Source organism: uncultured Alistipes sp. (assembly GCF_963931675.1).
GTDB lineage: Bacteria > Bacteroidota > Bacteroidia > Bacteroidales > Rikenellaceae > Alistipes.
Window position 1 is genome coordinate 3047641 of the sequence record NZ_OZ007039.1, and the last position, 24967, is coordinate 3072607.

Genomic DNA, 24967 nt, shown 5'->3' on the forward strand with positions numbered 1-24967 from the left:
TTCCATGACCGAATCCAAACACTTCAAGACCATCGTGATGTCCGACATTCACCTTGGATCGAAATGGTCGAAGGCCAAAGAGGCCAACCGCTTTCTGAAGTACCACACTTGCGACACGCTGATTCTCTGCGGCGACATCATCGACGGCTGGGAGCTGCTCCGCGGCCGCCGCGAAAAGTGGAAACGCCGCCACACGAATTTCATCAGCCGCCTGCTGGAGATCCAGCACGACACGCAGATCATCTACCTGAGAGGCAACCACGACGATTTTCTGGAACGCATCCTCCCGCTGCATTTCGCCAACATCCGTATTCAGCGCGATTATATCTACACAAGCGGTTCCCAACGTTTCTATGTCCTGCACGGCGACATCTTCGACCATGTTACCTCCTCGATGCGGTGGCTGGCGAGGATTGGCGACATAGGCTATTCGCTGCTCATGTGGTTCAATCGCCTTTACAACCGCCGCCGCATGAAGCGGGGTCTTCCATATTACTCCGTTTCGCAGAAAATCAAGCAGAAGGTCAAGGCTTCGGTCTCCTATATCAGCGACTTCGAGCAGCATCTGGTCCGTGTGGCAAACCAGAAGGGGTGTACGGGCGTGATTTGCGGACACATCCACCAGGCGGACAAGCGCATGATCGGCAATGTGCTTTATCTGAACTCGGGCGATTGGGTCGAGTCGATGACAGCCCTGGCCGAAGATTACGCTGGAAACTGGACAATCCTCCGTTATGATGCGGAGAAGGAGGTTCGCTGATGCGGTTCCTTTTTGCCATACAGGGAGAGGGGCGGGGACATCTCACGCAGGCGCTTTCGTTGGCGGAGATGCTCCGTCGCCACGGCCATGAACTTGTCGGGGTCCTCGTTGGCCGCAGTGCCCTGCGCACTCTGCCAGCCTTCTTCTATGCGAAAATTGGGGCTCCGGTTACCGAATTCGAGACTCCGCAGTTTGCTTTCGATCACAGCAACCGATCGGTCAGCATGTTCCGCACACTGCTGTGCAATGCTACCCCGGAGCGGCTGCGGGCCTTCGACCGCAGCATGCACCTGATCCGCGACCGGATCGAGGCACTCTGCCCCGATCGGATCATCAACTTCTACGAACTGCTCACCGGATTCACGGTCCGCCGCTTCGGAATCCGGATCCCGATGACGGGCATCGCCCATCAGTTCCTGCTCAACCATCTGCTCTACCGCCACAGCCGTCGCAAGGGTATTCAGGGAATCCTGCTGCGCCTTCATGCTCATATGACCGCCTGGGGATGCAATGACCTGTTGGCCCTTTCGTTCCAGCCGATGCCAGACGACTTCCAGCGGCACATCTACGTCGTGCCTCCGCTGCTGCGTCACGAGGCGCTCGAAGGTAAGGCATCCGACGAGGGGTTCATCCTCGGATACATGGTCAACAACGGCTTCGCCGACGAACTGCGGCACTGGTGCGCTCAACATCCTCAATACCGTTTCCACGTCTTCTGGGATTGTCAAGGTCGTCCGGATCTTTGGCAGGCCGAGAGCAACCTCACCTTTCACCGCCTCGACGACCGCCTCTTTCTCGAGCTCATGCGCCGCTGCCGGGGATATATCACCACGGCAGGCTTTGAATCGGTTTGCGAAGCGATGTATCACCGCAAGCCGATGATGCTTATCCCTGCCCATATCGAGCAGCGGATCAATGCCGCGGATGCTGCAGCCGCAGGGGCCGGTATTGTCTCCGAGCGTTTCGATCCGGGACGCTTCACCGATTACCTGAGCCATGGCGGAGGTTCCGCCACGGCTCAGGAATTCCGCACATGGGTTGAGTCTGCCGAAACACATTTCCTGGAACTTCTGACCCGATCTTGATATGGATTTCACCTACAACAATCGCGAGCTGAGCTGGCTCTCGTTCAACGAGCGCGTCTTGCAGGAGGCACAAGACCATAGTGTTCCGCTGCTTGCGCGACTTCAGTTTCTCGGCATCTTTTCCAACAACCAGGATGAGTTCTTCAAAGTGCGCATTGCCAATCTGATGCGGCTCTGCCGCACCCGCAAGCAGCGGCAGCAGCGGCTCATCGGCGGTTACACCCCTTCGGAACTGCTCGTTGAGGTGAGTCGGCAAACCGAACGGGCCCAAGAGGCTTTCACACGGACTTATCACGAACTGCTTCACGAGATGGAGCAGCAGGGCATCTTCGTCGTCGGCGAGGGACAACTCACCGAACGCCAGAGAACTTTCTGCCGCGACTACTTCGTGTCAGTAGTGTCGCCATATCTTGTGCCGCTCATCCTTCGCAAGTCGATCAAGATTCCCTTCCTGCCCGATGGCAATGCCTACCTGGGTGTGAGAATGTCCTGCGGGAACGGCAAGAATACTCGTTACGCCGTCATCCGCATTCCGTCAAGCACCCATTGCCCGCGTTTTGTCGTGCTTCCCTCGGAGCCGGAACGCCACGACGTCATCTTTCTCGACGATATCATCCGCCTGATGATCGACGACGTCTTTTTCATGTTCAACTACGACCATATTACAGTCCACACCTTCAAGATCATGCGCGATGCTGTGCTGACCATCGATGACGATATCTCGAAAAGCCTCTTCGAACGCATCGCCGAAGGGATCGAGAGCCGCCGGTACGGAGAACCTATCCGCCTGATATACGACCGTGAGATGCCTGAGGACTTGTTGGAGATGTTGGCCCGCAAGCTCAAACTCACGGTTCCGGGAATGCTTGCTCCGGGTGACCGCTACCATCTGATGAAGGATCTGATGCGCTTCCCGAAGGTGCGCCCCAACCTGTTGACGGTCAATCCCGCTCCGTTGCGCCATCATGACATTCTCCCTTTTCAGAGTATCCTCAAGGTGGTGCGTCGCAGTGACATCTTTCTGAATTACCCCTACCATTCCTTCCAGCACGTCATAGACTTCCTGCGCGAGGCGGCCATCGATCCCCGTGTCGAGCGCATCGCCATCACACTCTACCGCACGGCTGAACACTCGAAGGTGATAAACGCTCTGATCAACGCTGCCAAGAATGGCAAACAGGTTTCGGTGCTCGTCGAGTTGAAGGCGCGTTTCGACGAGGAGCAGAACATCGAACACACCGATTTGCTCCAGCGCGAAGGCGTCAAGGTGATCTACGCCATTGAGGATCTGAAGGTCCACAGCAAGATTATCCTCGTCGAACGGCGTGAGAGTTCCGGCATGCGCGGCTACGCCTATATCGGCACGGGCAACTTCAACGAAAATACGGCGACGATCTATGGCGATTTCGGGTTGTTGACCGCGCACAAGGGGATCGTTGAGGATGTGCGCAATGTCTTCCAATTCCTGATGAACAGCCACAAGCAGTTCAAATACAAATATCTGCTCGTGTCTCCCTACTTCATGCGTGATGCTTTCGATGAGCTTATCGACCGGGAAATCCGCAACGCCAAGCGAGGACGTCGGGCCTATATCCACGCCAAATGCAATTCGCTGACCGACGAACGGATCATCGAACGCCTCTATCGTGCCGGAAAAGCCGGGGTGGAGATTCGGCTGATCGTGCGTGGCGCCTGCTGCCTGCAGCCCGCAGTGCAGGGTATGAGCGACCGGATCCGGGCCATCAGCATTGTGGACAAGTACCTCGAACACGCCCGCCTCTTCATATTCTGCAACGACGGCGACGAACGCACCTACATTGGCTCGGCCGACTGGATGTCCCGCAACCTTGACCGACGTGTGGAGGTCTGCACGCCGATTCTTGACAAGCGGATTCAGAAACTCCTGCGCGAGGTCTTCGCCATCCAATGGGCAGACAACGTCAAGGCCCGCGACCTCGCGGATCAGATGCACAACCCCTATGTACAACACTCCTCCGATGAGCCTGCACACCGTAGTCAAACGGAACTTTATGACTACTATGCCGCAATGCTTCTCAAGAACAGATGATTCAACCCATTCAGATGATCAGAAACGACAGTTCTAATCCCAGCATTCTATATTTTTTTTGCGAACGGAGCGAGGATTCAGTCTGCAAGGCTTATTTTTTTGACCTGGCTGATTCGCATTTGTCATCCGGGACGAAAATCTAATTCTCATTCCTGGGATTTAGAAATGTCTTTATAGAACCCGTTGGCGGAATTAAGTCAGCGCATACTTGACTCTTCCAATGGGCTTGTTGTTTTTGTAGTTAATGTATTGTAGGATTGTAAGTGCGCTGATTTTCCCGATAATCCGGGCGAACAACCCATCCGTGTCTTTCGCATAATTGCGTATGAGCATAAACTGGTCACATAGCTGTGAGAACAAGGTTTCTATCCTTTTCCTGGCTTTGGCAAATGGATGGAAGACAGGTTTCCAGTCCCTTTGGTTTCTCCGGTAAGGCACTTCCAAACGAATATGGGCCGTCTCAAAAAGGTCCAGTTGCACATCGGCACTGATATAGCCCCTGTCTCCAATCACAGTGCAGTTGGAATAATCGACCTTGACATCCTTCAGGTAATTGATGTCATGCACGCCCGCCTTCGTCAGGTCGAAAGAGTGTATGACCCCGCTCAACCCGCAGACGGCGTGCAGCTTATACCCATAGTAATATGTACCTTGTGAGGCACAATATCCGTAGGACGGGGCTTTCCGGTAGTCATTCCCGCCCATCGTACAACGCTTGGCGCGTGCTATCCGACATACCTCTACCGGCTTGGAGTCAATGCAGAAATAATCTTCGCCGCCATCCATCTCATTGGCGATTCTCTCCCGGATGAGCCTGCAGAGCTGTGCCGTAAACTTGCGCCTGTCGTTGTATTGCCTCCGGGATATAAGGTTCGGCATTTTGTCCCCGTATTCCTTCAATCTGGAAAACAACAGGGACTCGCTGTCTATTCCGACCGCTTCGGATGCCATGCTCAGAGCGACCACCTCAAGGTCGGAAAACTTGGGGACAACACCCGGACGGGGCACATTCCCTTGTTCATTGACTAAATTTCCTGCTTTTTGTTTGCAGATGTCCAGAAATTTTGCGAATATTGCGTATAAGTTGTGCATACGGTGTATGTAAATCAGATGTTTAGACACCTCTAATTTACTAAACACCAATAATATGCGCAACTTTTTCTTCATAAAAGTTTTATGCCTTTAATTCCGCCAACGGGTATTACCTGATTCATTTACCAAATTACTTGACACTTGCTTGCATATGTTCAGAAATTTTGCGAATATTGCATATAGGTTGTGCATACGATATTTGTCTATTAAAAGTTTGGGCACCTTTAATTTACCAAATATCAACAACATGCACAACTTTTTATTCATAAATCTTTTATCAATTTAATTCCGCCAACGGGTTTATAGATATTTTTTGTGAGTAACTTCTATGAAACTGAAGTTCTCGGATTAGATGAAACCTGACTGCAAATAGCATATGCGGTGAGTCATCTCTGGATTTTCGCTCCGGTGCCGTATGATAGCGGATCGAGTGTTTGCTGATCCGCGAGATGTTGAATCGGTTTGCAAATGTGGAGAAGTTGTTTCCCTGAATAGTCCGAAAATGATCTGTGCTCGGAATTAGTCGAGTATTCCGTTGATCTTCAACGATAAGTGATTGGCCCTTATCTTCCGTTCTTTCTATTGGTTTCACAACTTGATTCGTCCATCGGGATCGATAACATCGTGGTCTATCCGGGCGATATGCCGATCATAAGAAGCGGAATGCTGCGTAAGAGTCACGCCGTGGACAGCAGCATGCCGGCGCAGAGTTTACGGACCAACGAGCTGAAAGGCATTTACACACCGGACTGCCGTGGAATGTCTGTTTACCAAAGATTTTTATGGTTCCTGAAATCTCGGCTTTCTCGAAAGCCAAAGGTGTTAAGCACGAAGTGTCTCCGCACCAGCTCGATCAAAGGCCGGCGGAGTTTCTCGTGTCATGACCTTTGGCCGGGAAGCTCTTCAAAAAACGCAATATGTTGTTAATAAAATAAAAAACATAACCAAAAACTTTAATTGGATTGTAACTGGAATTTCTGTTATGACAGCCCGATTTTCCGCTATCCCGTTCCCGTGGGGCAAGCCTTTCTTTTGAGGTTACATCATTCGTCTTGAGAACGAATCTGCGAAGACCGGCTTATACAGGTTTGCCAATCTGTAAGAGTAATGAAGGCCTATATAAATTTCATCTGTTTCCTGACTTCGGTAAAAATGCGGACAAAATGCGGACACGGAGGGCAAAACAAAAATCCCAAACAACTATAAAACAGATGTTTGAGATTTTTTACTAGTACCCGGAGCCGGGGTCGAACCGGCACGGCCATTACTGGCCACAGGATTTTAAGTCCGGCGTGTCTACCGATTCCACCATCCGGGCGCAGCCCTTTTCGCAAAAGACATCCGCAAATTTAGAAAATTATTCCGGATTTGCCAAAATCCAGTCCCTTTTCATCGAAGAGCAGTCCAAAACATCCGCCCCCCCGAGACCACCGAGCCATCCAGCTCCCGCCGAGTGCCCAGCACTCAAACAAACGCCGAATCCACACAGGCAATGATCGCCGCATCGTCCCACGGCGAAAACCACCGGATCTCACCATCCCGCCGGAACCACGTGAGCTGCCGTTTGGCATAACGCCGCGAATTCCGCTTGATCAACGCTACCGCCTCCTCGTAACTCGTCCGACCCTCGAAATAGTCGAAAAACTCCCGGTAACCCACCGTCTGCAGGGCATTCAGGGACCGGTAGGGGTAGAGCGCACGCGCCTCAGCCTCCAGTCCGTCGGCCAACATGCGGTCCACCCGGCGGTCAATCCGCTCGTAAAGCTCCTCGCGCGGAAGGTCGATCCCGATCTTCACGATCCCGAACGGGCGGGGAGTGCGCTTCCCGGAGCGTTGTTCGGAGTAGGGGCGTCCGGTCTGCAGGCACACCTCCAGTGCCCGCATGACTCGGGCCGGATTCCTGCGGTCAACCGCCTCGTAATAGACCGAATCGAGCCTCCGAAGCTCTGCGGCCAAAGCATCGACCCCTTCGGTTTCGAGACGTCGGCCCAGTTCGGCACGCAATACCGGATCCGCCTGCGGAAGATCATCCATCCCCTCGCACAGGGCCTTCACGTAGAGTCCCGAACCTCCGACGGCCACAACCCAGTCGTGTGTGGCAAACAGTCGTTCGAGGCACGACAACGCCTGGACGGCATACGCCCCGCAGCTCAAGCTATCCTTGATGTCATGCGAAGCAATGAAATGATGCTCAGCGGCTTGCAACTGTTCCGCATCAGGCTGGGCCGTGCCGATCGGCATCCCCCGGTAGAACTGACGCGAATCGGTCGAAAGAATCGGAGCCCCGTAATGCTGTGCCAGACGGATGCTCAGATCCGTCTTGCCCGAACCCGTCGGCCCGACAATCACCAACAGCCGCTTAGTATTCATCGTCGTAGCTGTCGTCCCCCTCGAAATCCTTGAATTCGCCCATCACCTCGTCGAAGGCCGAGCCCTCCTCCTCGTCGTAGCGGTTCTTCCGGGGGTCGTACTGGTCGGGGGCCTCGGCCCGCGCGAAGATCTCACGCGGATACGCAGCCCCGGGGTCCGCCTCGTAGACGCCCGTCAGCTCCAGGTAATAGGCCCGGTCACCGAAGAGGTCGAACAGGTAGATCAACCGGTCGCGGTGGCGATGGATCAACTGTCCGAGCGTCACCCGATCCATCGTTTCGGGAGCATCCTCCGAACCGTCACCCATATCCATCAACGTAAATTCACGCAGTTTCTCCCAGCGCTCGTCTGCCGTGAAAAACGAAGCCATGCAATCCTCGTATTCGAGCGACTGCAGGATAAAACGGTGAAAATCAAGCAAGGTGCTGTCGTACATCACCTCGTAATCGCGCAAGAAACTGTCGTTCTCGTCGCTCAACATCCGGAAACGGAAAACCATCGACATCGCAGTAATTTTCTCAATCCTTTTACAAAGATAACATTTTTCAGCCAGACAGGGCCGCCAGCCAGGCAATCACGTCGCGGTCGTCGGGATAGTCGGTCAGCGACGGGGACTGAGCCTGTCCGAAGGCGGCCCGACGGCTGTGGGGCAGGCACTCCGTGACGACGCACTGCAGTTCGTCGTCGTGCTCCGCTAACCACTCGGCAACCTCCTCCAACGAGTCGTAATGCGTGCAGGCGATCCGGCTCAGGGCATTCGGGAAGGCGAGCTGCTCGACCAGCACCGCCGACCCCAGGTCGACAAAGGGCGTGCCCTGCATCTCCAGCAGCGCCTTTTGCTGGAGGTAATTATTCCGATATTTGGCGTTTACTTGCGGCATCTCAAGCCGAGGTTCAAGACCCTGCGGCAGGAACAGCAGCGACACGTTGCGGCATCCCAGTCCGGAATAGGCCCAGATGTCGTCCGACAGCCCGGCCCATTGCTCCGGCGTCTCGGAACCCGAAAGCACCGCAACCGACTGGCGGCTGCCCCGCAACAGCGAGGGAATCCCGGCATAGTGCGACCGGAAGTAACGGTTGGCATTGTCGCTGCCCGTGGCAATCACGGCATCGACCGCCATGCCCTCCTCGTAGAGGGCGACCGCTACGGAAGGATCAATTGCCCGGAGCTGCGCCACCACATACTCCATCAGCACGCGGTCCTTGGCCGAGGGCTTGACCAGGCAGCGGTGGCCGCCGACCAACACGCACAGCAGATCGAAAAAACCCACCAACGGGATATTCCCCGCCATGACGACCAGCACGTTGCGCGCCGTATGGGGCTGTTGCAGCCACGGATAGGCCGCCACCCACGCGGCAAGCCGCTCGCGGCGCAGCATCCCGTCGGCCAGCGTCCGCACCGCACGCACGATCTCCTCCGGCTGGAACCAGCCGTTCGCGGCGTGGGCCGCCCCGACAACCGCCTGCGAGGCGGCGTCTTCACCGAACGAGCCGAGGCGCTCGCCCAATTCGGAAAAGAGGGTAACTGCATCTTTCATCGTCGCAAAGATACGATTTCGTGCGGAATATTTCGGAGAATCCGCCGGGATTTTTCCGGAGAGGAGAGCACGGAAAGGGCCGAGTTTGCGAAGCTCTTTTCGAGAGCAGGCAGGAGAAGGGCCAAGCGGCACAGGCTCGGGGTCGCACGGGGCCGCAAACAGCGCCGTTTTCCCGAACGCTTCGCAGAAGCGTCCCTGCCCACGAAGGCTGTCGGCCGACTGAACGGCGGCCGACGGTTCGATGCAGCAGATATGCAGACATAAAAAAAGTCTCCACGGAGTACGCGGAGACGAGTTCCGGATGCTGTCGTTCGTCAACAACATCCGGATTACGGGACCGGGCGACAACGCCCCACGCCCGCTGACACGGGAGGAGTTCGAAACCCTCCGACCGCTCTTCTTCCGGAAGAGCAAACCCTACTTCGATTTCGAGGAGATCGCCCGCAAGATCGCCGGAAAGGGGAAATACGCCTGCAAGGAGGATCGCAACGAAGCCCCATACCGTTTCAATTTCGCCCGCACGGCCACCGTATCGGGCTGCCCCGTCACGGCATCGCTCATGGCCCTCTTCGGCGACGACTGGCTCCGGGAGATCCGCTCGCTTTACCTGCTCGGCGAAGGGAAAACCGACGAACAGGTGCTGAACGACATCTGGCACGCGCTTTTCTCGTTCTCGGACGAGGAGCGGCTCCGGGACTGGGCCCGCGAGAAACTGCAGCTCACCGAGGAACAGGCCAAAACTTTCGCGGACATCCGGCTTCCGCAGGATTATGCGGCCCTGAGCCTGAATGCCATCCGCAAGGTGCTGGTCTATCTGCGCTGCGGCTATCGGTATGACGAGGCGGTCTTCCTGGCCAATCTGCGGGCGGCTGTTCCGAAGGAGGTTTATGCAGACGAGGAACGCCGACATGCCATAGAGCAGGAGATCGCCACGCTGCTGCTTGACTACAAGCGGAATCCCTATGACAAATTCGACTCGAAGGAGCGCCGCATCGCCGACTACTTCAGCGACCACGGGCTCGACACCTCCCGCCTGGAGCGGCTTTACCACCCCTCGAAGGTCGAAACCTACCCGGATGCGGTGCCCGATGCGGAAGGCATTCCGCAACTCGGATCGCCACGCACCCCGGCCATCCGCAACCCGATGGCCATGCGGGCGCTGTTCCGGCTGCGCAGTCTGATCAACACGCTGCTGCGCGAAGGCAGGATCGACCGCGACACGAAGATCCGCATCGAATTCGCCCGCGGACTCAATGATGCGAACCGCCGGAAAGCCATCGAGCAATACCAGCGCGAACGGGAGGCCGAAAACCGGAAATATGCCGAAGAGATCAGCCGCCAGTATGCCGCCCAGACCGGCCGCGAGATAAAGCCCTCGGACGACGAGGTGCTGAAATACCGGCTGTGGGAGGAGCAGCAGCACGTCTGTCCCTACACCGGGCGGCAGATCCGCATTTCGGACTTCGTCGGCTCGGCCCCGGATTTCGACATCGAGCACACGCTGCCGCGGGCCCGCGGAGGCGACGATTCGCAGATGAACAAGACACTCTGCGAAAACCGTTTCAACCGGGAGACAAAACGGGCGAAACTGTCGGCCGAATTGTCCAATCATGCCGAGATCATGGAGCGGATCGAATCGTTCGGCTGGCGGGAAAAGATCGAGACCCTGCAGAAACAGATCGAAGCCCAAATCCGCAGGAGCAAAGGTGCAACCTCCAAGGGCGAAAAGGACAGCGCCATCCAACGCCGTCACTATCTGAAGCAGCAGCTCGACTACTGGCGCGGGAAGTACGAACGCTTCACCATGACCGAGGTCCCCGAAGGTTTCAGCAACCGGCAGGGTGTCGACATCGGCATTATCGGGAAATATGCACGGCATTATCTGAAAACCGTCTTTGACCGGATCTATACGGTCAAGGGCTCCACGACCGCAGCCTTCCGCAAGATGTGGGGGCTGCAGGAGGAGTACACCCGGAAGGAGCGCGTGAACCATGTGCACCATTGCATCGATGCCATCACGATCGCCTGCATCGGCCGCAAGGAGTATGACCGCTGGGCGCAGTATGCCGCCGAAGAGGAGCAGTACGACTACGGAGAGAGCGCCAAACCCCGCTTCGAGAAGCCCTGGCCGACCTTTACCGAGCCGTGGCCGACGAACTGCTTGTGGCTCACCATACGCCCGACAACATGGCCAAGCAAACCCGGAAACGGTTGCGGGTGCGCGGCCGGGTGAAACTGAACGACAACGGGCGGCCTGTTTATGTTCAGGGCGACACGGCCCGCCGCAAATTACATGAAGAGACTTATTACGGAGCCATCAAACGGGAAGGCGAGGTTCGGTATGTCGTGCGCAAAGCGCTCGGACAGTTGCAACCCGGCGACATAGAGAAGATCGTCGACGATGCAGTCCGGGATCGCGTGCGGGAGGCAATCGACGAGGTCGGATTCAAGACGGCGATGAATTCAGACGAGTACACGATCTGGATGAACCGCGAAAAGGGGATTCCCATCCGCAAGGTGCGAATCTTCACGCCCGGCGTCAAACAGCCGATTGCGCTGAAAAAACAGCGTGATCTCTCCGATAAAGAGTACAAACGCGATTATCATGTCGCGAACGACGGAAACTATTGTATGGCCATCTACGAAGGTCAAGACAAAAAGGGCAAGCCGAAACGCACCTTTGAACTCATCAGCAATTTCGAAGCGGCCCAATACTTCAAGGCCAGCGCCGACCGGGAGGCCCGCCCCGATCTGGTACCGTTGGCCGACACGAACGGATTCCCGCTGAAATGCATCTTGAAAACGGGTACCATGGTCCTGTTTTATGAAAATTCACCGGCAGAACTTTACGATTGCTCACCCAAGGAGCTGACAAAACGGCTCTACAAGGTGACGGGAATGAGCACGTTGACCGTATCGAGCAATTCATATGGCCGTCTCACCCTGAAACACCATCAGGAAGCCCGACCGGCAGGTGAATTGAAGGCCAAGAATGGAGTATGGACAACAAACGAAGAGTACAGACCCGTTATCACCTTATTACATACCCAACTCAACGCTTATGTCGAAGGCTACGACTTCGAACTGACCGTAACGGGTGAAATAAAATTCAAACACGGGACACCATGCTGAAACGAGCCTTATTTTTTTCGACTCCCTACTGTCTGAGCCTGCGCAACGGGCAGATGATCATCCACACGCGCGAAGCTCCCGACACGCGGAAAAGCATCCCGATCGAGGATATAGGCTTCGTAGTGCTGGAGGATCAGCAGACCTCCGTCACGCTGCCGCTGCTCAATGCGCTGTCGGACAACAATGTCGCCGTGATTTTCTGCGGCGAGAACCGGATGCCGAACGCCATGCTGTCGAATCTGGATTCAAACAGGACCCAAGGAGAAAGCTACCGGGCCCAGATCGAAGCCAGCGAACCGCTGAAAAAGGGCCTCTGGAAACAGATCGTCGAAGCGAAGATTCGCAACCAGGCAGCCCTGCTGCGGAAACTGGGCCGTGACGGCGACAAACTGAAACCCTGCTACATGAATGTCAAAAGCGCCGATGCCGACAACCGGGAGGGTATTGCGGCCAGAATTTACTGGTCGGAACTGTTCGGCAGCGAATTTTACCGATCCCGCGAAGGCCCGCCGCCCAACAGCCTGCTCAATTACGGCTATACGATCCTGCGGGCTGCCGTCGCCCGCGCGATCATGGGTTCGGGGCTCTTCCCGGCATTCGGGATCTTCCATCGGAATCGTTACAACGCCTTTCCGCTGGCCGACGACGTGATGGAACCCTATCGGCCGTATGTCGACGAGCTGGTCCATCGGCTTCACGCAGACGGTCATGCTCAACTGACCAGGGAGGTGAAAGGTGAACTGCTGCGGGTTCTGTTTGCCGACACCCGTTTCGACAAGGTGGTACGACCGCTCGAAGTGGGACTTACGTTTTCAGCTTCGTCCCTGGCCAGATGCTTCGCCGGAACCCAGAAAAAAATCGCATTTCCCTTATTGGAGTAGTCGAATGTCGGAAGTACGTTTGAATGCCTATCGAATCATGTGGTTGTTTGTCTTTTTCGACCTGCCGACCAATACCAAAACGGAACGGCGCCATGCGGTACAATTCCGCAAGGCGTTGGAAAAGGACGGCTTCACGATGATGCAATACTCGGTTTATGTGCGCCATTGTGCCTCGAAGGAGAATATGCAGGTCCACATCAAGCGGGTTCGGCGCTCCATGCCGCCGTCCGGATTCACAAGTATTCTCGCCGTAACGGACAAACAGTATGGGGATATACTGAACTTCTGGGGCAAAAGCGAACGGGCCAAACCGGAAACACCGCAACAGTTGGAATTTTTCTGACAATTTGTTACCTTCGTTCTTTGAAATACGGGAAAAACGCATCAAACCGACTTCGCCGGAACGCCCGATCGTATTTTTACAGTGGCAAACGGATCGTAAGCAGCACTTTATCAGCCAATATGAGGCCCGACGTTGTGGTTTGATGTAGAATCTCTATAAGATACAACCTAAACTCGTTGAAGCATGGTTCCTGTGCGGTTGTGGTTTGATGTAGAATCTCTATAAGATACAACAGCATCTTCAATTAACCAATTAAGTGCCATGTTGTGGTTTGATGTAGAATCTCTATAAGATACAACTCTGACACATTCATTGTGTCGTGCCTCTCTGTTGTGGTTTGATGTAGAATCTCTATAAGATACAACTAGTCGATGAAATTCTGGCTTTGTTCAATGTTGTGGTTTGATGTAGAATCTCTATAAGATACAACCTATTCATTAACCAATTAAACACTTACGTAGTTGTGGTTTGATGTAGAATCTCTATAAGATACAACACCCAAAAACGATGTAGACGCACAATATAGGTTGTGGTTTGATGTAGAATCTCTATAAGATACAACACATAAAACGTCCAGAAGCAAAAAGAGCGGTTGTGGTTTGATGTAGAATCTCTATAAGATACAACCATAAGTAACGGATCAACGCCACACAAAGGGTTGTGGTTTGATGTAGAATCTCTATAAGATACAACGCGGCACGCGAAGTTGCGTAATGATCGTAAGTTGTGGTTTGATGTAGAATCTCTATAAGATACAACAACGAGAACGAGAAAACTTATGGCTCGAAGTTGTGGTTTGATGTAGAATCTCTATAAGATACAACATTAATCTCACGAACGGGAATTGGAGTTTCGTTGTGGTTTGATGTAGAATCTCTATAAGATACAACGGAAATTTACGAAAAGCGTTGGAGACAATAGTTGTGGTTTGATGTAGAATCTCTATAAGATACAACATTCCAACTGTCAGGCGTAACAAGAATCGGGTTGTGGTTTGATGTAGAATCTCTATAGATACTGTTTCAAAGAGTGTGTCTAGGGGGGGTAAATAAAAAAGTCTACAGATTTTTTAGATTTGTACAGGGAATCAACAAAAAACTAAAAAAGGAGTAGACTTATGGTATTGACAAAGGAACAACTTTCCGAATTAATATGCAAACATTCGGAGCGGGAAAATGGCCTTCAAGATCTGTTGGAGATCTTGTTGGAGAGTATGATGGTCTCGGAGCGCCGGGAATATCTCCGGGAAAACTCCGCATCGGGGAATAAATGCAACGGCTTCCGTCCGGGACATAGTTACGGTCATGGCCGTACGCTGACGTTCCGGATACCCCGAGATCGCTACGGGAACTTTCATCCCCGGATTCTGGCGATCCTGCGCCATCAGGAAGATGAATGCGAACGCCTTGCCGGAACGCTGTATACGAAAGGTCTTACGCAGGAACAGGTTGGCGAGGTATTCCAGGATATCTATGGCGAGCACTACAGCAAGGCGAGCATTTCGCGGATGCTGGACTACCTCCGAGAAGATGTCTCGCAATGGCTCACGCGCTCTCTGGAGGCTTATTACCCCATCGTCTTCATCGATTGCGTACACATGAAGATCCACCGCAAGCGGAGCGTAGAAACAGAAGCTTTCTATGTGGTGCTAGCTGTGCGTGAAGACAAGCGGCGTGAAGTGCTGGGGATCTTCAACAAGCCCACGGAGAGCGCCCTGGGCTGGGGCGAGATGCTCACAGAGCTGCAGGAACGAGGCGTTCGGAAGATCGGCCTGGTGTGTGCCGACGGGCTGAAGGGTCTGGAGGATGTCATCAGTGCGGTCTTTCCCGGAACCCCGCTACAACGCTGTACGACGCACCTGAAACGCAATCTGCTGAGCTGCGTGCGCAACGGCGACAAGGGCGAGCTGGCCGAGGATCTGCGACAGGTCTTCCGTACGGGGGATCGCAGCTATACGGTGGAGAGAGCCTGGGAACAATGGCAGGCGCTCTGTGAGAAATGGGGTCAGGATTATCGCAGTTTTCGACGACGGGGCGAAGACCCAGCCTACAAAGCCTACTTCACCTATCTGAATTACGAGGCAAGGATTCAGTCGATGATCTACACGACGAACTGGATCGAGCGTCTGCAGAAGGATTTTCGACGGGTTACACGCATGCGGGGAGCCATGCCCAGCGAGGAGTCGGTACTGCTGCTGATGGGTAAAACGGCCATGGATAAGAAGTCCTACCTGAGGCCGGTGCCGCGGATCGACCTGGATCGGGAATTATTCCCCGAGTGAAGACTATAACACAAAAATATGAAAACACGCCGCGGCGTGTTGTTCTAAATCAAGAATCGCTATATTTGCATATCTGAAGAATCTGAAGGCGCCTGCACAGACACACTTTTTGAAACACTACCAAAGAATCGAAACAGGATTTCTACCCAATGAATACATTAAAGAGATTTTCATGAGGTACAACCTGAACTGATTTATATGAGTCAAGAATCCTATCTATTACTATATTTGATCTATTATATCTCCAAAATAATCTGTTCTATACACATTACCGTGACAAAGAGACATCAAATAGGATAGCATATTCGGACTTGGATGTCCATACCTATTGGGACCAACTGAAATAATAACATTTGTGGTAGGACATGAATAAAGACGGGAATTTATCCCATAATCTCCGCCATGATGTGGAGCGATTAACACATGTTTATATGTTCTCAATCCATTAGTCTTTTCGTTGTCATAAATATACTTTGCTTGTATTAATTTTACATCACCTGTAAAAATTGCACTCTTAGTATTGCCGTGAACAAACATACATAATCCCGCATAGTTAATTGTACGACTATATTCTCCAATATAAAAGGCAATATTTCCAATTCTCTGCCATAGACGCATTTGATTGCCATTGGTACGAAGCGCAGGCTTTATACAAAAAACATTATTACTTCCCAAGGCATATAATATCTTTTTATATATCCTCTGAGAGGTCAATGATTTCATCATATCCATGCAAACGACCTTACTAAAACATGTCCTTATTTCCTGAATACTGGCACATTCTAAACAATGATAATGATCAATATCCCAATGAGATATCACCAATATTGGCTTATCTCTTTTTAGTGTATAGAGCCTGGAATAAAATAGGCTTCGTACAATCGTTTGATTGGCACGCAGTTCTGCTCCAATATCATAAACAATCCTTGTAATATTATTCCCATCCAATAATTCATTCCAATTTGCCTGACCCACATCACGAACTAGTAAAAATAAATCACCCTTAAAAAAATTAGGAATCTGCAATCTCCCGTTTTCGTGATTATGCATGAGATCATTGCGATCTAATGCTTCGTGGTTCTGCAAAAGATCTTGATCATCATAACCCAAGAATTCAATCGATTTTAAATCATATGAACGACCTATAACCAAAGATTCTTCATTTTCTGTAAAATCACAGTGATTAAGCAGATCAAGATTTAACTTATAATAACAGCCTGCTGATAATCTTCGAGTAGCCTTTAATGACCGAAGTTCAATATAAGTCTTTGCTTTACCAAAATCTTGATTTTGGGGATCGGAAGAAACAAAATAATATAAATCTCTATCTAATCGGAAATCTATATACGCATCAAAAATACCAGATTCTATTTTTACCAAATGTGCTAGATATACTATACAATTTCCCATAAACCAAGCATTAATATATGTTTAAGATCAAATGCCATAAAAATATAAAATAAATTCGTAACGATTATCATATATATTTACGAAACAAGGTCTACAACACTATTTAATGTCAAGATTTACAGCTGGACTGTTACAGTGCGTATAGGAAATCTTGACGGCGCATAGAATGACAAATGCTGATATATAACCGTCAAAACATACGGAGGTCCCCGATCCTGTTCATTATCGATATGATTCAGGACCTCCAAGACACATTGAAGAGAGAGGCACACTCTCCCCAACAATATGGCCGTGAGACATATTCTCCGGTTGATATGTTCGGGTTGTAGAACAGGTTTCATGGGCGGGATAAAAATACGCGAAACCCATGAAGTCCCTGTTCTGAAAAGAGCGCGAGAAGTTCGGATTCAAGACTCTTTCACCGGCTCGCGCTTCTTCCGCATCTGGGCGGGTGAACTGCCGAAATTCCGTCGGCAATAATCCGAAAAGGTGGACGGCATATTGAACCCGTTGCTTTCGGCCACCTGCCAAAGCGGGAGGTCCGTATCGAGCAACATACGCATGATCCGCTCCTTCCGCTGCTCACGCAACCATTCCGAGACCGGGATGTCAAACTCCTGCTTGAACCGCTTGCGAAAGGCGGATCCAGACATGCAACAGGCCCGGGCCAACTCTTCGCTGGTCGTGTTTCCCGGCACTTGATGTTGCAAGGCCTGCAGCCGATCCCGGAATTCGAACGGATGGAAATCCGGAAGCAGTCGGCCGAGAGTCCGAAAATCCTTGTCCGTGAGAAACGTTGAATCCGGGTTCTTCCCGGAAGCCGATCCAGGATGCCGGTATTCACGGAGTACGGTGCCCACCATCAAATTATACAGAAAATTCAAGTGGGGATACCCTTCACCGTTCGCCGTCGCTACGATTCTGACACAAGACAATACCCCCAGCCGGTTGCGGGTGCGGTAATAGTGCCGATAGGTATCAATAAGGAATCCGAGGACCCGATTATCGGGACAAAAGGCCGCCAGCAGATAGAATCTGGCCTCTTCGCGTGGCAGTTCCGGAGGCAGCGTATTGCAACGTCGGATTTGATCAACCAGCCAGCGTACGGCCGCAACAGGTTCAGCCAACGGCGCAAGCACCTTCCAGGTATCGGAGCGCATCACATCGACCTGTCCGAACGCATGCAGAACGGTCCGGAACCAGCCACTCCATTCCGTTTGCAGGGCACCCTGCTCAAGTTTTTCTCTTAACGGCCTCATTCCTCAACAATAATCTTCAAAGATAGGACTTTTCTGGAAATGAAAGCACACTCGGACCTCTAAATAACTCTTCCAAACCGAATACCCATTATTAACCTTTTGTACCGATTTAATCGTTCTTTTTGGCTTTCGGCTCTTGCAGGTCAATAAAAAAAACTATATTTGTAAAGCGATTGGGCGAAAATCCCGGTCGGATACATACGAAGCGTTATGCTGATCTTGTAGTTTTGGGAACCTGAGAAATTTTCAAACTTGGCACAAGAGATGGCATGGCGGCTTTCACGCTTGCGTGGGCTGCTATCACCATATTTGTGCTAAAGGTAATCTCAGGACCTCCAAAACCCAATATGGCCGCAGTTCCACGCTTTGTGTATATTAAGGTCGGCACTTGTGGCCCGACATACGGAGGATGCAGGATGGATGATGCTGTGGAGACCCGAAAACATCGAAACAACCCGAAACACCGAACCTGAAAAACGATATACGTATGACATCGACCGGAATGATCCTGATAATCAGCGCGGCAGTTGTCGCCATACTGCTTATCATATGGGGCTTTGTAACCAACAATAACCTCATCGCCAAACGTAACCGTGTCAAACAGTGCCGGAGCGGCATCTGCGTGGTACTGAAGCAGCGCAACGACCTGATTCCGAATCTCGTTGCATCGGTCAAGGCCTACATGGGCCACGAGAACGAAATTCTGACGCGTATCACCGACCTGCGCACGCGAACCACATCGGCATCGGAGCGTGAGCAGATTCGCGAAGGTGGTGAAATCTCCACGCTGCTCGGCCGGTTGAACGTCGCTGTCGAAAACTATCCCGAACTGAAGGCTAACACGCAGTTCCTCCACCTGCAGGGACAGATCGAAGAGGTGGAGAACGAGCTGCAGGCCATTCGCCGTACCTACAACGCTGCCGTCACGGATTACAACAACGCGATCGAAATGTTCCCCTCGTCGATCATCGCCTCTTGGGGACATCATACGCAGGAAGAACTGATTGAGATTCCCGAAAGTGAAAAACAACCGGTTTCGGTTGCCGAACTCTTCCGCTCATGAATGCCCAGACACCCGATTTCAAGGAGCTCACCGGACGAATGCACCAGGAGTTGACACGCCTTGCCCGGCTGCGACGTGTAGTGAGGGTGCTGCTCGTGATTGTCTACTCGGCGACGCTGCTGTGGTTCGTATTCTGTTTCTTCGGAAACTACCTGCTCGCCTCGGCAGATTATACGACCTACGTACACACCAGTCAATACATCCTATACGGATTCATCCTCTTCTGCGTGCTGCACTTCGCATTCATGCGGGGACTCCACTCGCTTGGCGAGCGGGAAGGCGCCCTGATGGGACACATCGTCGGTGAACTCTTTCCCGAAGCTCAATTCAATCCGGCCGGAGCGGTCAATCGCGAGGCGCTGGCCGCAAGCCGACTCTTCACCGAATCTACCTCACTCTCTGGCCTCGAAACCACCTTCTACGGACGGATAGAGATTCCCGTCGGCGAAGAAGTGATGTCGGTCTGCGATGTAGGAATCACCTCACTGCAGGGGCGCGACCTTGCGGCCAATCCACTCTTGATGCTCTATCGCTCACTCGTGCGACCGATCTTCGGGTCACGCGTCGAAAGCACGATGCACTCGTTCCGCGGGATGTTCGGCTACTGCCGTACGGAGCGTAAATTCCGGGGCTATGTCCTGCTGCTGCCCGACCACCTGGAAAACAAGGTCGGCTATCTGGCACAGACCTTCCAGCGCATCCGTCAGAAGAACGGCGCGAAGTTCGTCCACCTGGAGGATCCCGAGTTCGAAAGTCTCTTTGCGGTCTACGCCGACGACGAGGTCGAGGCCCGTATGGTACTGACCCCCGCGATGATGCACCGTATGACGGAGCTGCGACGGTCGTTCAACCGTGATCTGATGATCTCCTTCCGGGGCGATACCCTCTATTTCGCCTCCGAAACGCCGGACGGATTCCTTCGCCCGGGACGACGGTCGCTCGGCGACGAACGTCTGTTGGAGCAGTTCTGGCGTGAAATTGCATTCTGCCGCACCGTGGAGGCCGAAATGAAATAGATTAACCCACACACAACACCGAAAACTCAAACAATTCATTCCATAAAACCTAAATGTATCTTTTATGAAAAAGTTATCACGACTCGCCGCTATTGCCGGCATGACTGCACTGCTTGTCTCGTGCAACAACGTCAGTTCAATGCTCGGCGGAGCCAAGTATCCGGCCGACCAGGCAGATTCCTACGCCAAGGCCGTGGAAATCCTCAAGGAGAAGGTCGACACAACGAAATTCAAGATTTTCGCCATGCGTTTCAACGAGCGTGAGGAGCTGTCGAACGACCTGAGCAGCATCTCGCTCGACATGGTCAATGCGGATAACTATGCATTCCGTCAGGCATACTACCTGGATGGCCGCGTCGGGCAGATGAACGACTTCTCGACGAGCGTCAACGAGATCGACTATGCGAAGATCAAGGGCATCAGCCTCTCGGCAATCGACCCCGCAGCCATCGGACGCCAGATCGAAGAGGCCAAACAGCTCCTGCCCGAGGGACACACCTTCCAGTCGGTCAGCGTCTACGAGATCGACGAAGTGCTTCCGCGAAGCACGAGCATGATGAACCGGGGCCGGAATATCGGCGCTCTGGAGGCCGAATTCAAGATCTGCTTCACGGAGGACGGCAAGGAGACCGAGACCTCTGGAGGTCAGGTGACCCACCTCTATTACGAAGCCAAGATTCTGGTGAATGCCGACGGCTCGATCACGCCCGAAGAAGAATAACCGTTAAACTCAATAACGACCTATGAAACGTACACTTCCCTTTATTGCGCCGGTCAAGGACTCCACGCAGAGTGCCATGCAGCGCGACCTTTACGACAAGAGCATCGATCTGTACGGTGAAGAGAAATACGTCGAGGCGTTCCACACGCTGCTCGACCATCTGAATCCCGAATTCCGTTCGAAGTACGGCAATGCCGAAGGGACTGAGTTCCACCTGCCGCATGGTTCAATCGTCGTCAACGTACGGCTGGATGATCGGATGATGTACATCGACGCCGACTTCCTCAACCTTCCGGAGAAGGGCCGCGTAGCGATGCTGCGCCAGGTGGCCGACATGAACATCAACCGGCTGCTGCTGCCGCGCTTCACCAAGGAGGGCGACCGCCTGAAGATGGAGTACCACTGTCTGCTTTCGGAGACCCATCCCCACAAGATCGTCACCATCCTGCAGAACATCTGCCGCATCGGAGACAAGTACGACGACGAATTCTGCACGAAGTTCGGCGCCACGCGCTGCTACGAACCCCGCGTCACACCTTACCCGGCGGAAACCGTCGAGCGGATCTACGATGCCATCCAACGGCTCGTCAAGGAGACGCTCGAGGCAGTCAAGGAGTACAACGACCAGCGCCGCTACGGCTATTCCTGGAACGTGATCGACACGACGTTCTACCAGATCTCCTACTTTGCACAGCCGCAGGGCCAGCTGGCAAACGACATTGACAAGGCCGTCGAGGATATGGACGAGGAGCTGCCCGTAGCGGAACTCGTCATGAAAGGCATGGCTTTCCTCGAGAAACTGCTCGACATGCCGAAGGAGAAGCTGGCCGAGGACCTCTACTATGTCGATACGCTCGTCTCGATCAAGGGCCCCTCGTCGTTGCAGAACGTGCAGGAGAACATGAAGGATGTCTACGAGGAGGCCACGGCCGCCATGCAGAACAAGGATTTCGAGCGGGCTGCCGTGCGCATCTGCTACAAGTTCTACGAGGCCTACTTCTACAACGACATGCAGGACGACCTGAACGTCATCTTCGTCAAGGCGTTGCGTGAAGCTGCCGACCAGCCGATGGAGAAGGCCGCCGAGATCCTCTGGACCGCGCTGGACAAGGTCATGGAGGGTGAGATCGAGGAGGACGACGACGAAGGGTTCTTCGCCGGCGCGATGGAGGGCAACCCGATGGCGCAGCAGATGATGGAGCAGGCGCAGGCACAGGCGCAGGCCATGCAACAGAAGATGGCTGCGGCGATGGGCGGCGACGAGATCCAGGAGCTGCAACGGAAGATGACCGAGGCGATGACGCGCGGCGACATGGCCGAGTACATGCGTCTGGCCGGCGAACTGCAACAGAAAATGATGAGCGGGCTCTTCAACAACTAAACACGAATCACCATGGAACAGAATATTTATAGCGTAGTATTCAAGGTTACGCATGCCGGCGGCTCGGGCAGCTGCTTCTACCTGAAAGACCACGATCTCTTCGTCACGAACTACCATGTGGTCGAGGGATTCCACACCGTGGCCGTCCACGACAACGACCGCAACCCCTATCCGGCGAAGGTCGTGCTCGTGAACCCAACGCTGGACATCGCACTGCTGGCCGTCGACCACGACTTCTCATCGCTGCCGTCCCTGCACCTGGCGGCCGACGATTCGCTCGCCATCAGCAACAAGATCCGCGTGGCGGGCTATCCCTACGGCATGCCCTTCACCGTCACCGAAGGCACCGTCTCGTCGCCCAGGCAGCTGATGAACGGGCAGTATTACATCCAGACCGACGCCGCGGTGAACCCCGGCAACTCCGGCGGCCCGATCATCAACGAACGCAACGAAGTGGTCGGCATCACGGTGAGCAAGTTCACCAACTCCGACGCCGACAACATGGGATTCGGCATCCGCGTGGAGACGCTGCACAAGCTCTTCGATTCGCTCGGCGAGCTGGACCGCGACTGCTTCCAGGTGCAGTGCGAGAGCTGCGACGAGTTGATCTCGGACGAAGAGGAGTTCTGCCCCTCGTGCGGCGAAAAGCTGCCCGAAGGGGTCTTCGAGGAGCGTCAGCTCTCGCCTTTGAGCGAGTTCTGCGAGGCGGCCATCGCGAAGATGGGCATCAACCCCATTCTGGCCCGCGACGGCAACGAAGCGTGGTTGTTCCACAAAGGCAGCTCCGAGATCCGGCTGTTCGTCTACGACCGCACCTACCTGTTTGCCGTCTCGCCGATCAACCTCCTGCCCAAAAAGGAGGTCGAGAGGGTGCTGGACTACATGCTCGATACGGACTTCTATCCCTACAAACTCGGCATCGAGGGGCGCCAGATCTACCTGTGCTACCGCATCCATCTGGCAGACATTTCGGAGGAGTCCGAGGAGCGGATCCAGCAGAACCTCGTTCAGCTGGCAGAAAAGGCCGACGAACTGGACAACATGATGGTCGAGTGCTTCGGCTGCGAATTCTCGGCCTACACGAAACAGGAAAACGAAGCGTAAATCATGCTGGACCTCAAACAACTGACCGCAACGCTCGAAGGGGGAGAAATTCCCCCTTCGTTCGATGCGAAGACCATTGGAAAAATCTCGAAACGCTTCCTGCAGTGGAAGGGTGCACGAGTAGTAAACCTTTATCCGATTCGCGGCGTCTCGCATGAGGACTCCCGATACTGTCTCTACGCATGTCCGCTTAACGGCACGACGATTGACGAAGAGACATTACGAGCCATTCACGCCGAAATTGATTCGCTCGAAATCGGACACATACGTTACGACTCCGTACAGTCGGAAGGTGCTGATTACTACATCCTTGACGAACACGGGAATCACTGCGGAATGGATGCTGACGACGATATTGTCGCTATGATCAGCGATCGATTTGACGGTTTGGTGCTTTTCACAAAAACGGTATTCTCGCCCAAAAAAGCAGCACAACTCGACTGCCACTATGCGGCCCTCGGAATCTCAAAGGAGCCTAATGGTTACACGATCGAGCCCCTGTCTAACACGACGCTCGGACTGGCCGCCAGCAGCCAGCGGTTCCGCGGACCGAAGGTGGAGATTCCCGATGCTGGAGAGGAGTCGCCCGCCGTGGAGAAATACCGCCAGACGATGACACTCGTAATGGCACTCATGCTGATTGCAGCCGTAATTTGGTATCTTATCAAAGGATAAGCGACCATGGGAATGGATCTGTACGCCGGAACATTGACCCGGTATTATGCACACAACTGGAAAACTGAAGCTCAACTATGGGCTGAAGAAAATGGATTCGGATACCAAAAAATAGGTCCAGATTCCGAGCCTGGGGAGGAAATGTCCTCCGAAGAAATCCGACAGGCTGTTGAAAAGTGGCGAGATAATTTGCTTTCAGCAATTCGCGAGCATGGTAGCCGGATTGGATCATGGCCCGAAGACAACGAACATCCTTACCTGACGAATAAACCCGACTGGCCTGCGTTTGAGGCTCTACTGCTTTACGCCGCTTGCAAGTGTTTGGGTGAACCTTTGCCGGAAAAGTTTGGCAAAGAGGCTCAATTTGAGGATTTCGAAATCTCCGAACGTGCATACAAGGATCCCAAACTACAATGGTCGTTATTCAATGGTGCCATCTGCTGGTTGCCTTTAGAAGCCGGTTTCGTCATCACGGCAGAGATGCCTGCGGGCAACGAGGCTGTCATATCCACGACTTGGTGCCTGCTCAAGGAACTGGAAAAGATCAACAGTTATGATTGGAATGCCGACGAAGCAACGATCAACCGTTGGTACGATGAAGATGGATATGAAACCCAAGATTCGAAACTGACGAAACTGACAGACAACGTCTCCATGATAGAACCTGAATCGGGGTATTACGATACGGAATCACTGGCGCGCTTTGCATTCGCTCGTTTCTATCGGGCAGTGCAATTCGCACAAGAAAACCGGGTGCCGGTTCTGATGGATTTTTAAAATAGAGAAAA

21 protein-coding genes, 1 tRNA gene, 1 pseudogene and 1 CRISPR repeat array are annotated in these 24967 nt (G+C 53.2%); of the genes and pseudogenes, 15 read left to right on the top strand and 8 right to left on the bottom strand.

Annotated elements, in window-relative coordinates:
- Nucleotides 1–4: 4 nt before the first annotated feature.
- The 3 genes from ABGT65_RS13000 to ppk1 are packed head-to-tail and all read left to right on the top strand — an operon-like array spanning nucleotide 5 to nucleotide 3913.
- A complete protein-coding gene (locus tag ABGT65_RS13000; RefSeq protein WP_346702753.1) occupies nucleotides 5–760 on the top strand; it encodes a UDP-2,3-diacylglucosamine diphosphatase in 756 nt (251 codons plus the stop codon).
- Nucleotides 760–1845 carry a glycosyltransferase family protein gene (locus ABGT65_RS13005; protein ID WP_346702754.1) on the top strand — a complete coding sequence of 362 codons (1086 nt, stop codon included), beginning with the start codon at nucleotides 760–762 and terminating at the stop codon, nucleotides 1843–1845. Before ABGT65_RS13000 ends, ABGT65_RS13005 begins: the two co-directional genes overlap by 1 nt.
- A 1-nt stretch (nucleotide 1846) precedes the next feature.
- Nucleotides 1847–3913 (top strand): polyphosphate kinase 1, encoded by a 2067-nt coding sequence (gene ppk1, locus ABGT65_RS13010; protein WP_346702756.1) that lies wholly within the window; start codon nucleotides 1847–1849, stop codon nucleotides 3911–3913.
- A gap of 192 nt (nucleotides 3914–4105) precedes the next feature.
- On the opposite strand, the gene ABGT65_RS13015 is transcribed toward ppk1, so the two are convergent.
- From ABGT65_RS13015 to ABGT65_RS13040, 6 genes and pseudogenes are all read right to left on the bottom strand, one after another.
- Nucleotides 4106–5080: an IS982 family transposase gene (locus ABGT65_RS13015; RefSeq protein WP_346702758.1), complete on the bottom strand. Its 975-nt coding sequence runs from the start codon at nucleotides 5078–5080 to the stop codon at nucleotides 4106–4108.
- 33 nt (nucleotides 5081–5113) lie between these two features.
- Nucleotides 5114–5272: pseudogene (locus ABGT65_RS13020) on the bottom strand (IS982 family transposase); the annotation flags it as partial.
- 965 nt (nucleotides 5273–6237) lie between these two features.
- Nucleotides 6238–6323: transfer RNA gene (locus tag ABGT65_RS13025), tRNA-Leu, on the bottom strand.
- Between the two features lie 146 nt (nucleotides 6324–6469).
- Nucleotides 6470–7375, bottom strand: a complete 906-nt coding sequence (miaA, locus tag ABGT65_RS13030; protein ID WP_346702760.1) for a tRNA (adenosine(37)-N6)-dimethylallyltransferase MiaA — start codon at nucleotides 7373–7375, stop codon at nucleotides 6470–6472.
- Complete coding sequence (locus ABGT65_RS13035) at nucleotides 7365–7880, bottom strand: IS1096 element passenger TnpR family protein (protein WP_346702762.1); 516 nt, start codon at nucleotides 7878–7880, stop codon at nucleotides 7365–7367. Before ABGT65_RS13035 ends, miaA begins: the two co-directional genes overlap by 11 nt.
- Nucleotides 7881–7920: 40 nt before the next feature.
- Entirely contained in the window at nucleotides 7921–8913 is a 993-nt protein-coding gene (locus tag ABGT65_RS13040; RefSeq protein ID WP_346702763.1) for an acyl-CoA reductase, read from the bottom strand.
- Between the two features lie 241 nt (nucleotides 8914–9154).
- Here ABGT65_RS13040 and cas9 point away from each other — a divergent pair, with 241 nt between their 5' ends.
- From cas9 to ABGT65_RS13065, 5 genes are all read left to right on the top strand, one after another.
- On the top strand, nucleotides 9155–11146 hold the full coding sequence (gene cas9 / locus ABGT65_RS13045) for a type II CRISPR RNA-guided endonuclease Cas9 (protein ID WP_346702765.1): 1992 nt from the start codon (nucleotides 9155–9157) through the stop codon (nucleotides 11144–11146).
- Complete coding sequence (locus ABGT65_RS13050) at nucleotides 11101–12045, top strand: hypothetical protein (protein ID WP_346702766.1); 945 nt, start codon at nucleotides 11101–11103, stop codon at nucleotides 12043–12045. The genes cas9 and ABGT65_RS13050 overlap by 46 nt, the downstream gene beginning before the upstream one ends.
- Nucleotides 12039–12926 (top strand): type II CRISPR-associated endonuclease Cas1, encoded by an 888-nt coding sequence (gene cas1 / locus ABGT65_RS13055; RefSeq protein WP_346702767.1) that lies wholly within the window; start codon nucleotides 12039–12041, stop codon nucleotides 12924–12926. Before ABGT65_RS13050 ends, cas1 begins: the two co-directional genes overlap by 7 nt.
- Nucleotides 12927–12930: 4 nt before the next feature.
- Nucleotides 12931–13269, top strand: a complete 339-nt coding sequence (cas2, locus tag ABGT65_RS13060) for a CRISPR-associated endonuclease Cas2 (protein ID WP_346702768.1) — start codon at nucleotides 12931–12933, stop codon at nucleotides 13267–13269.
- A gap of 131 nt (nucleotides 13270–13400) precedes the next feature.
- A CRISPR array of direct repeats spans nucleotides 13401–14291; the repeat unit is 36 nt; unit sequence GTTGTGGTTTGATGTAGAATCTCTATAAGATACAAC.
- A gap of 95 nt (nucleotides 14292–14386) precedes the next feature.
- A complete protein-coding gene (locus ABGT65_RS13065; RefSeq protein WP_346699334.1) occupies nucleotides 14387–15550 on the top strand; it encodes an IS256 family transposase in 1164 nt (387 codons plus the stop codon).
- A gap of 222 nt (nucleotides 15551–15772) precedes the next feature.
- Here ABGT65_RS13065 and ABGT65_RS13070 read toward each other — a convergent pair whose 3' ends face one another.
- The gene (locus ABGT65_RS13070) at nucleotides 15773–16930 is read right to left on the bottom strand and encodes a hypothetical protein (RefSeq protein WP_346702770.1); all 1158 of its coding nucleotides are present in this window, start codon (nucleotides 16928–16930) and stop codon (nucleotides 15773–15775) included.
- Between the two features lie 437 nt (nucleotides 16931–17367).
- Nucleotides 17368–18219, bottom strand: a complete 852-nt coding sequence (locus ABGT65_RS13075) for a helix-turn-helix transcriptional regulator (RefSeq protein ID WP_141418278.1) — start codon at nucleotides 18217–18219, stop codon at nucleotides 17368–17370.
- A 487-nt stretch (nucleotides 18220–18706) separates the two neighbouring features.
- Here ABGT65_RS13075 and ABGT65_RS13080 point away from each other — a divergent pair, with 487 nt between their 5' ends.
- The 7 genes from ABGT65_RS13080 to ABGT65_RS13110 all read left to right on the top strand — a co-directional run bounded on the left by ABGT65_RS13080 (nucleotide 18707) and on the right by ABGT65_RS13110 (nucleotide 24956).
- Nucleotides 18707–19282, top strand: a complete 576-nt coding sequence (locus ABGT65_RS13080) for a LemA family protein (protein WP_141418277.1) — start codon at nucleotides 18707–18709, stop codon at nucleotides 19280–19282.
- A complete protein-coding gene (locus ABGT65_RS13085) occupies nucleotides 19279–20298 on the top strand; it encodes a DUF3137 domain-containing protein (RefSeq protein WP_141418276.1) in 1020 nt (339 codons plus the stop codon). Before ABGT65_RS13080 ends, ABGT65_RS13085 begins: the two co-directional genes overlap by 4 nt.
- A 64-nt stretch (nucleotides 20299–20362) precedes the next feature.
- Entirely contained in the window at nucleotides 20363–21019 is a 657-nt protein-coding gene (locus ABGT65_RS13090; protein ID WP_141418275.1) for a hypothetical protein, read from the top strand.
- A 22-nt stretch (nucleotides 21020–21041) separates the two neighbouring features.
- Nucleotides 21042–22400 carry a hypothetical protein gene (locus tag ABGT65_RS13095; RefSeq protein WP_346702773.1) on the top strand — a complete coding sequence of 453 codons (1359 nt, stop codon included), beginning with the start codon at nucleotides 21042–21044 and terminating at the stop codon, nucleotides 22398–22400.
- Between the two features lie 12 nt (nucleotides 22401–22412).
- Complete coding sequence (locus ABGT65_RS13100) at nucleotides 22413–23504, top strand: trypsin-like peptidase domain-containing protein (protein ID WP_346702775.1); 1092 nt, start codon at nucleotides 22413–22415, stop codon at nucleotides 23502–23504.
- A gap of 3 nt (nucleotides 23505–23507) precedes the next feature.
- Nucleotides 23508–24179, top strand: coding sequence for a hypothetical protein (locus ABGT65_RS13105; protein ID WP_346702776.1), 672 nt, complete (start codon nucleotides 23508–23510; stop codon nucleotides 24177–24179).
- 6 nt (nucleotides 24180–24185) lie between these two features.
- Nucleotides 24186–24956, top strand: a complete 771-nt coding sequence (locus ABGT65_RS13110; protein ID WP_143256562.1) for a hypothetical protein — start codon at nucleotides 24186–24188, stop codon at nucleotides 24954–24956.
- Nucleotides 24957–24967 lie beyond the last annotated feature (11 nt).

Coding starts and splice junctions, on each gene's coding strand:
- ABGT65_RS13040 (WP_346702763.1), bottom strand. CDS start 8,913: ATGAAAGATGCAGTTACCCTCTTTTCCGAATTGGGCGAGCGCCTCGGC.
- cas1 (WP_346702767.1), top strand. CDS start 12,039: ATGCTGAAACGAGCCTTATTTTTTTCGACTCCCTACTGTCTGAGCCTG.
- ABGT65_RS13080 (WP_141418277.1), top strand. CDS start 18,707: ATGACATCGACCGGAATGATCCTGATAATCAGCGCGGCAGTTGTCGCC.
- cas2 (WP_346702768.1), top strand. CDS start 12,931: ATGTCGGAAGTACGTTTGAATGCCTATCGAATCATGTGGTTGTTTGTC.
- ABGT65_RS13065 (WP_346699334.1), top strand. CDS start 14,387: ATGGTATTGACAAAGGAACAACTTTCCGAATTAATATGCAAACATTCG.
- ABGT65_RS13090 (WP_141418275.1), top strand. CDS start 20,363: ATGAAAAAGTTATCACGACTCGCCGCTATTGCCGGCATGACTGCACTG.
- miaA (WP_346702760.1), bottom strand. CDS start 7,375: ATGAATACTAAGCGGCTGTTGGTGATTGTCGGGCCGACGGGTTCGGGC.
- ABGT65_RS13015 (WP_346702758.1), bottom strand. CDS start 5,080: ATGAAGAAAAAGTTGCGCATATTATTGGTGTTTAGTAAATTAGAGGTG.
- ABGT65_RS13000 (WP_346702753.1), top strand. CDS start 5: ATGACCGAATCCAAACACTTCAAGACCATCGTGATGTCCGACATTCAC.
- ABGT65_RS13110 (WP_143256562.1), top strand. CDS start 24,186: ATGGGAATGGATCTGTACGCCGGAACATTGACCCGGTATTATGCACAC.
- cas9 (WP_346702765.1), top strand. CDS start 9,155: ATGCAGCAGATATGCAGACATAAAAAAAGTCTCCACGGAGTACGCGGA.
- ABGT65_RS13085 (WP_141418276.1), top strand. CDS start 19,279: ATGAATGCCCAGACACCCGATTTCAAGGAGCTCACCGGACGAATGCAC.
- ppk1 (WP_346702756.1), top strand. CDS start 1,847: ATGGATTTCACCTACAACAATCGCGAGCTGAGCTGGCTCTCGTTCAAC.
- ABGT65_RS13075 (WP_141418278.1), bottom strand. CDS start 18,219: ATGAGGCCGTTAAGAGAAAAACTTGAGCAGGGTGCCCTGCAAACGGAA.
- ABGT65_RS13035 (WP_346702762.1), bottom strand. CDS start 7,880: ATGTCGATGGTTTTCCGTTTCCGGATGTTGAGCGACGAGAACGACAGT.
- ABGT65_RS13050 (WP_346702766.1), top strand. CDS start 11,101: ATGGCCAAGCAAACCCGGAAACGGTTGCGGGTGCGCGGCCGGGTGAAA.
- ABGT65_RS13005 (WP_346702754.1), top strand. CDS start 760: ATGCGGTTCCTTTTTGCCATACAGGGAGAGGGGCGGGGACATCTCACG.
- ABGT65_RS13095 (WP_346702773.1), top strand. CDS start 21,042: ATGAAACGTACACTTCCCTTTATTGCGCCGGTCAAGGACTCCACGCAG.
- ABGT65_RS13100 (WP_346702775.1), top strand. CDS start 22,413: ATGGAACAGAATATTTATAGCGTAGTATTCAAGGTTACGCATGCCGGC.
- ABGT65_RS13105 (WP_346702776.1), top strand. CDS start 23,508: ATGCTGGACCTCAAACAACTGACCGCAACGCTCGAAGGGGGAGAAATT.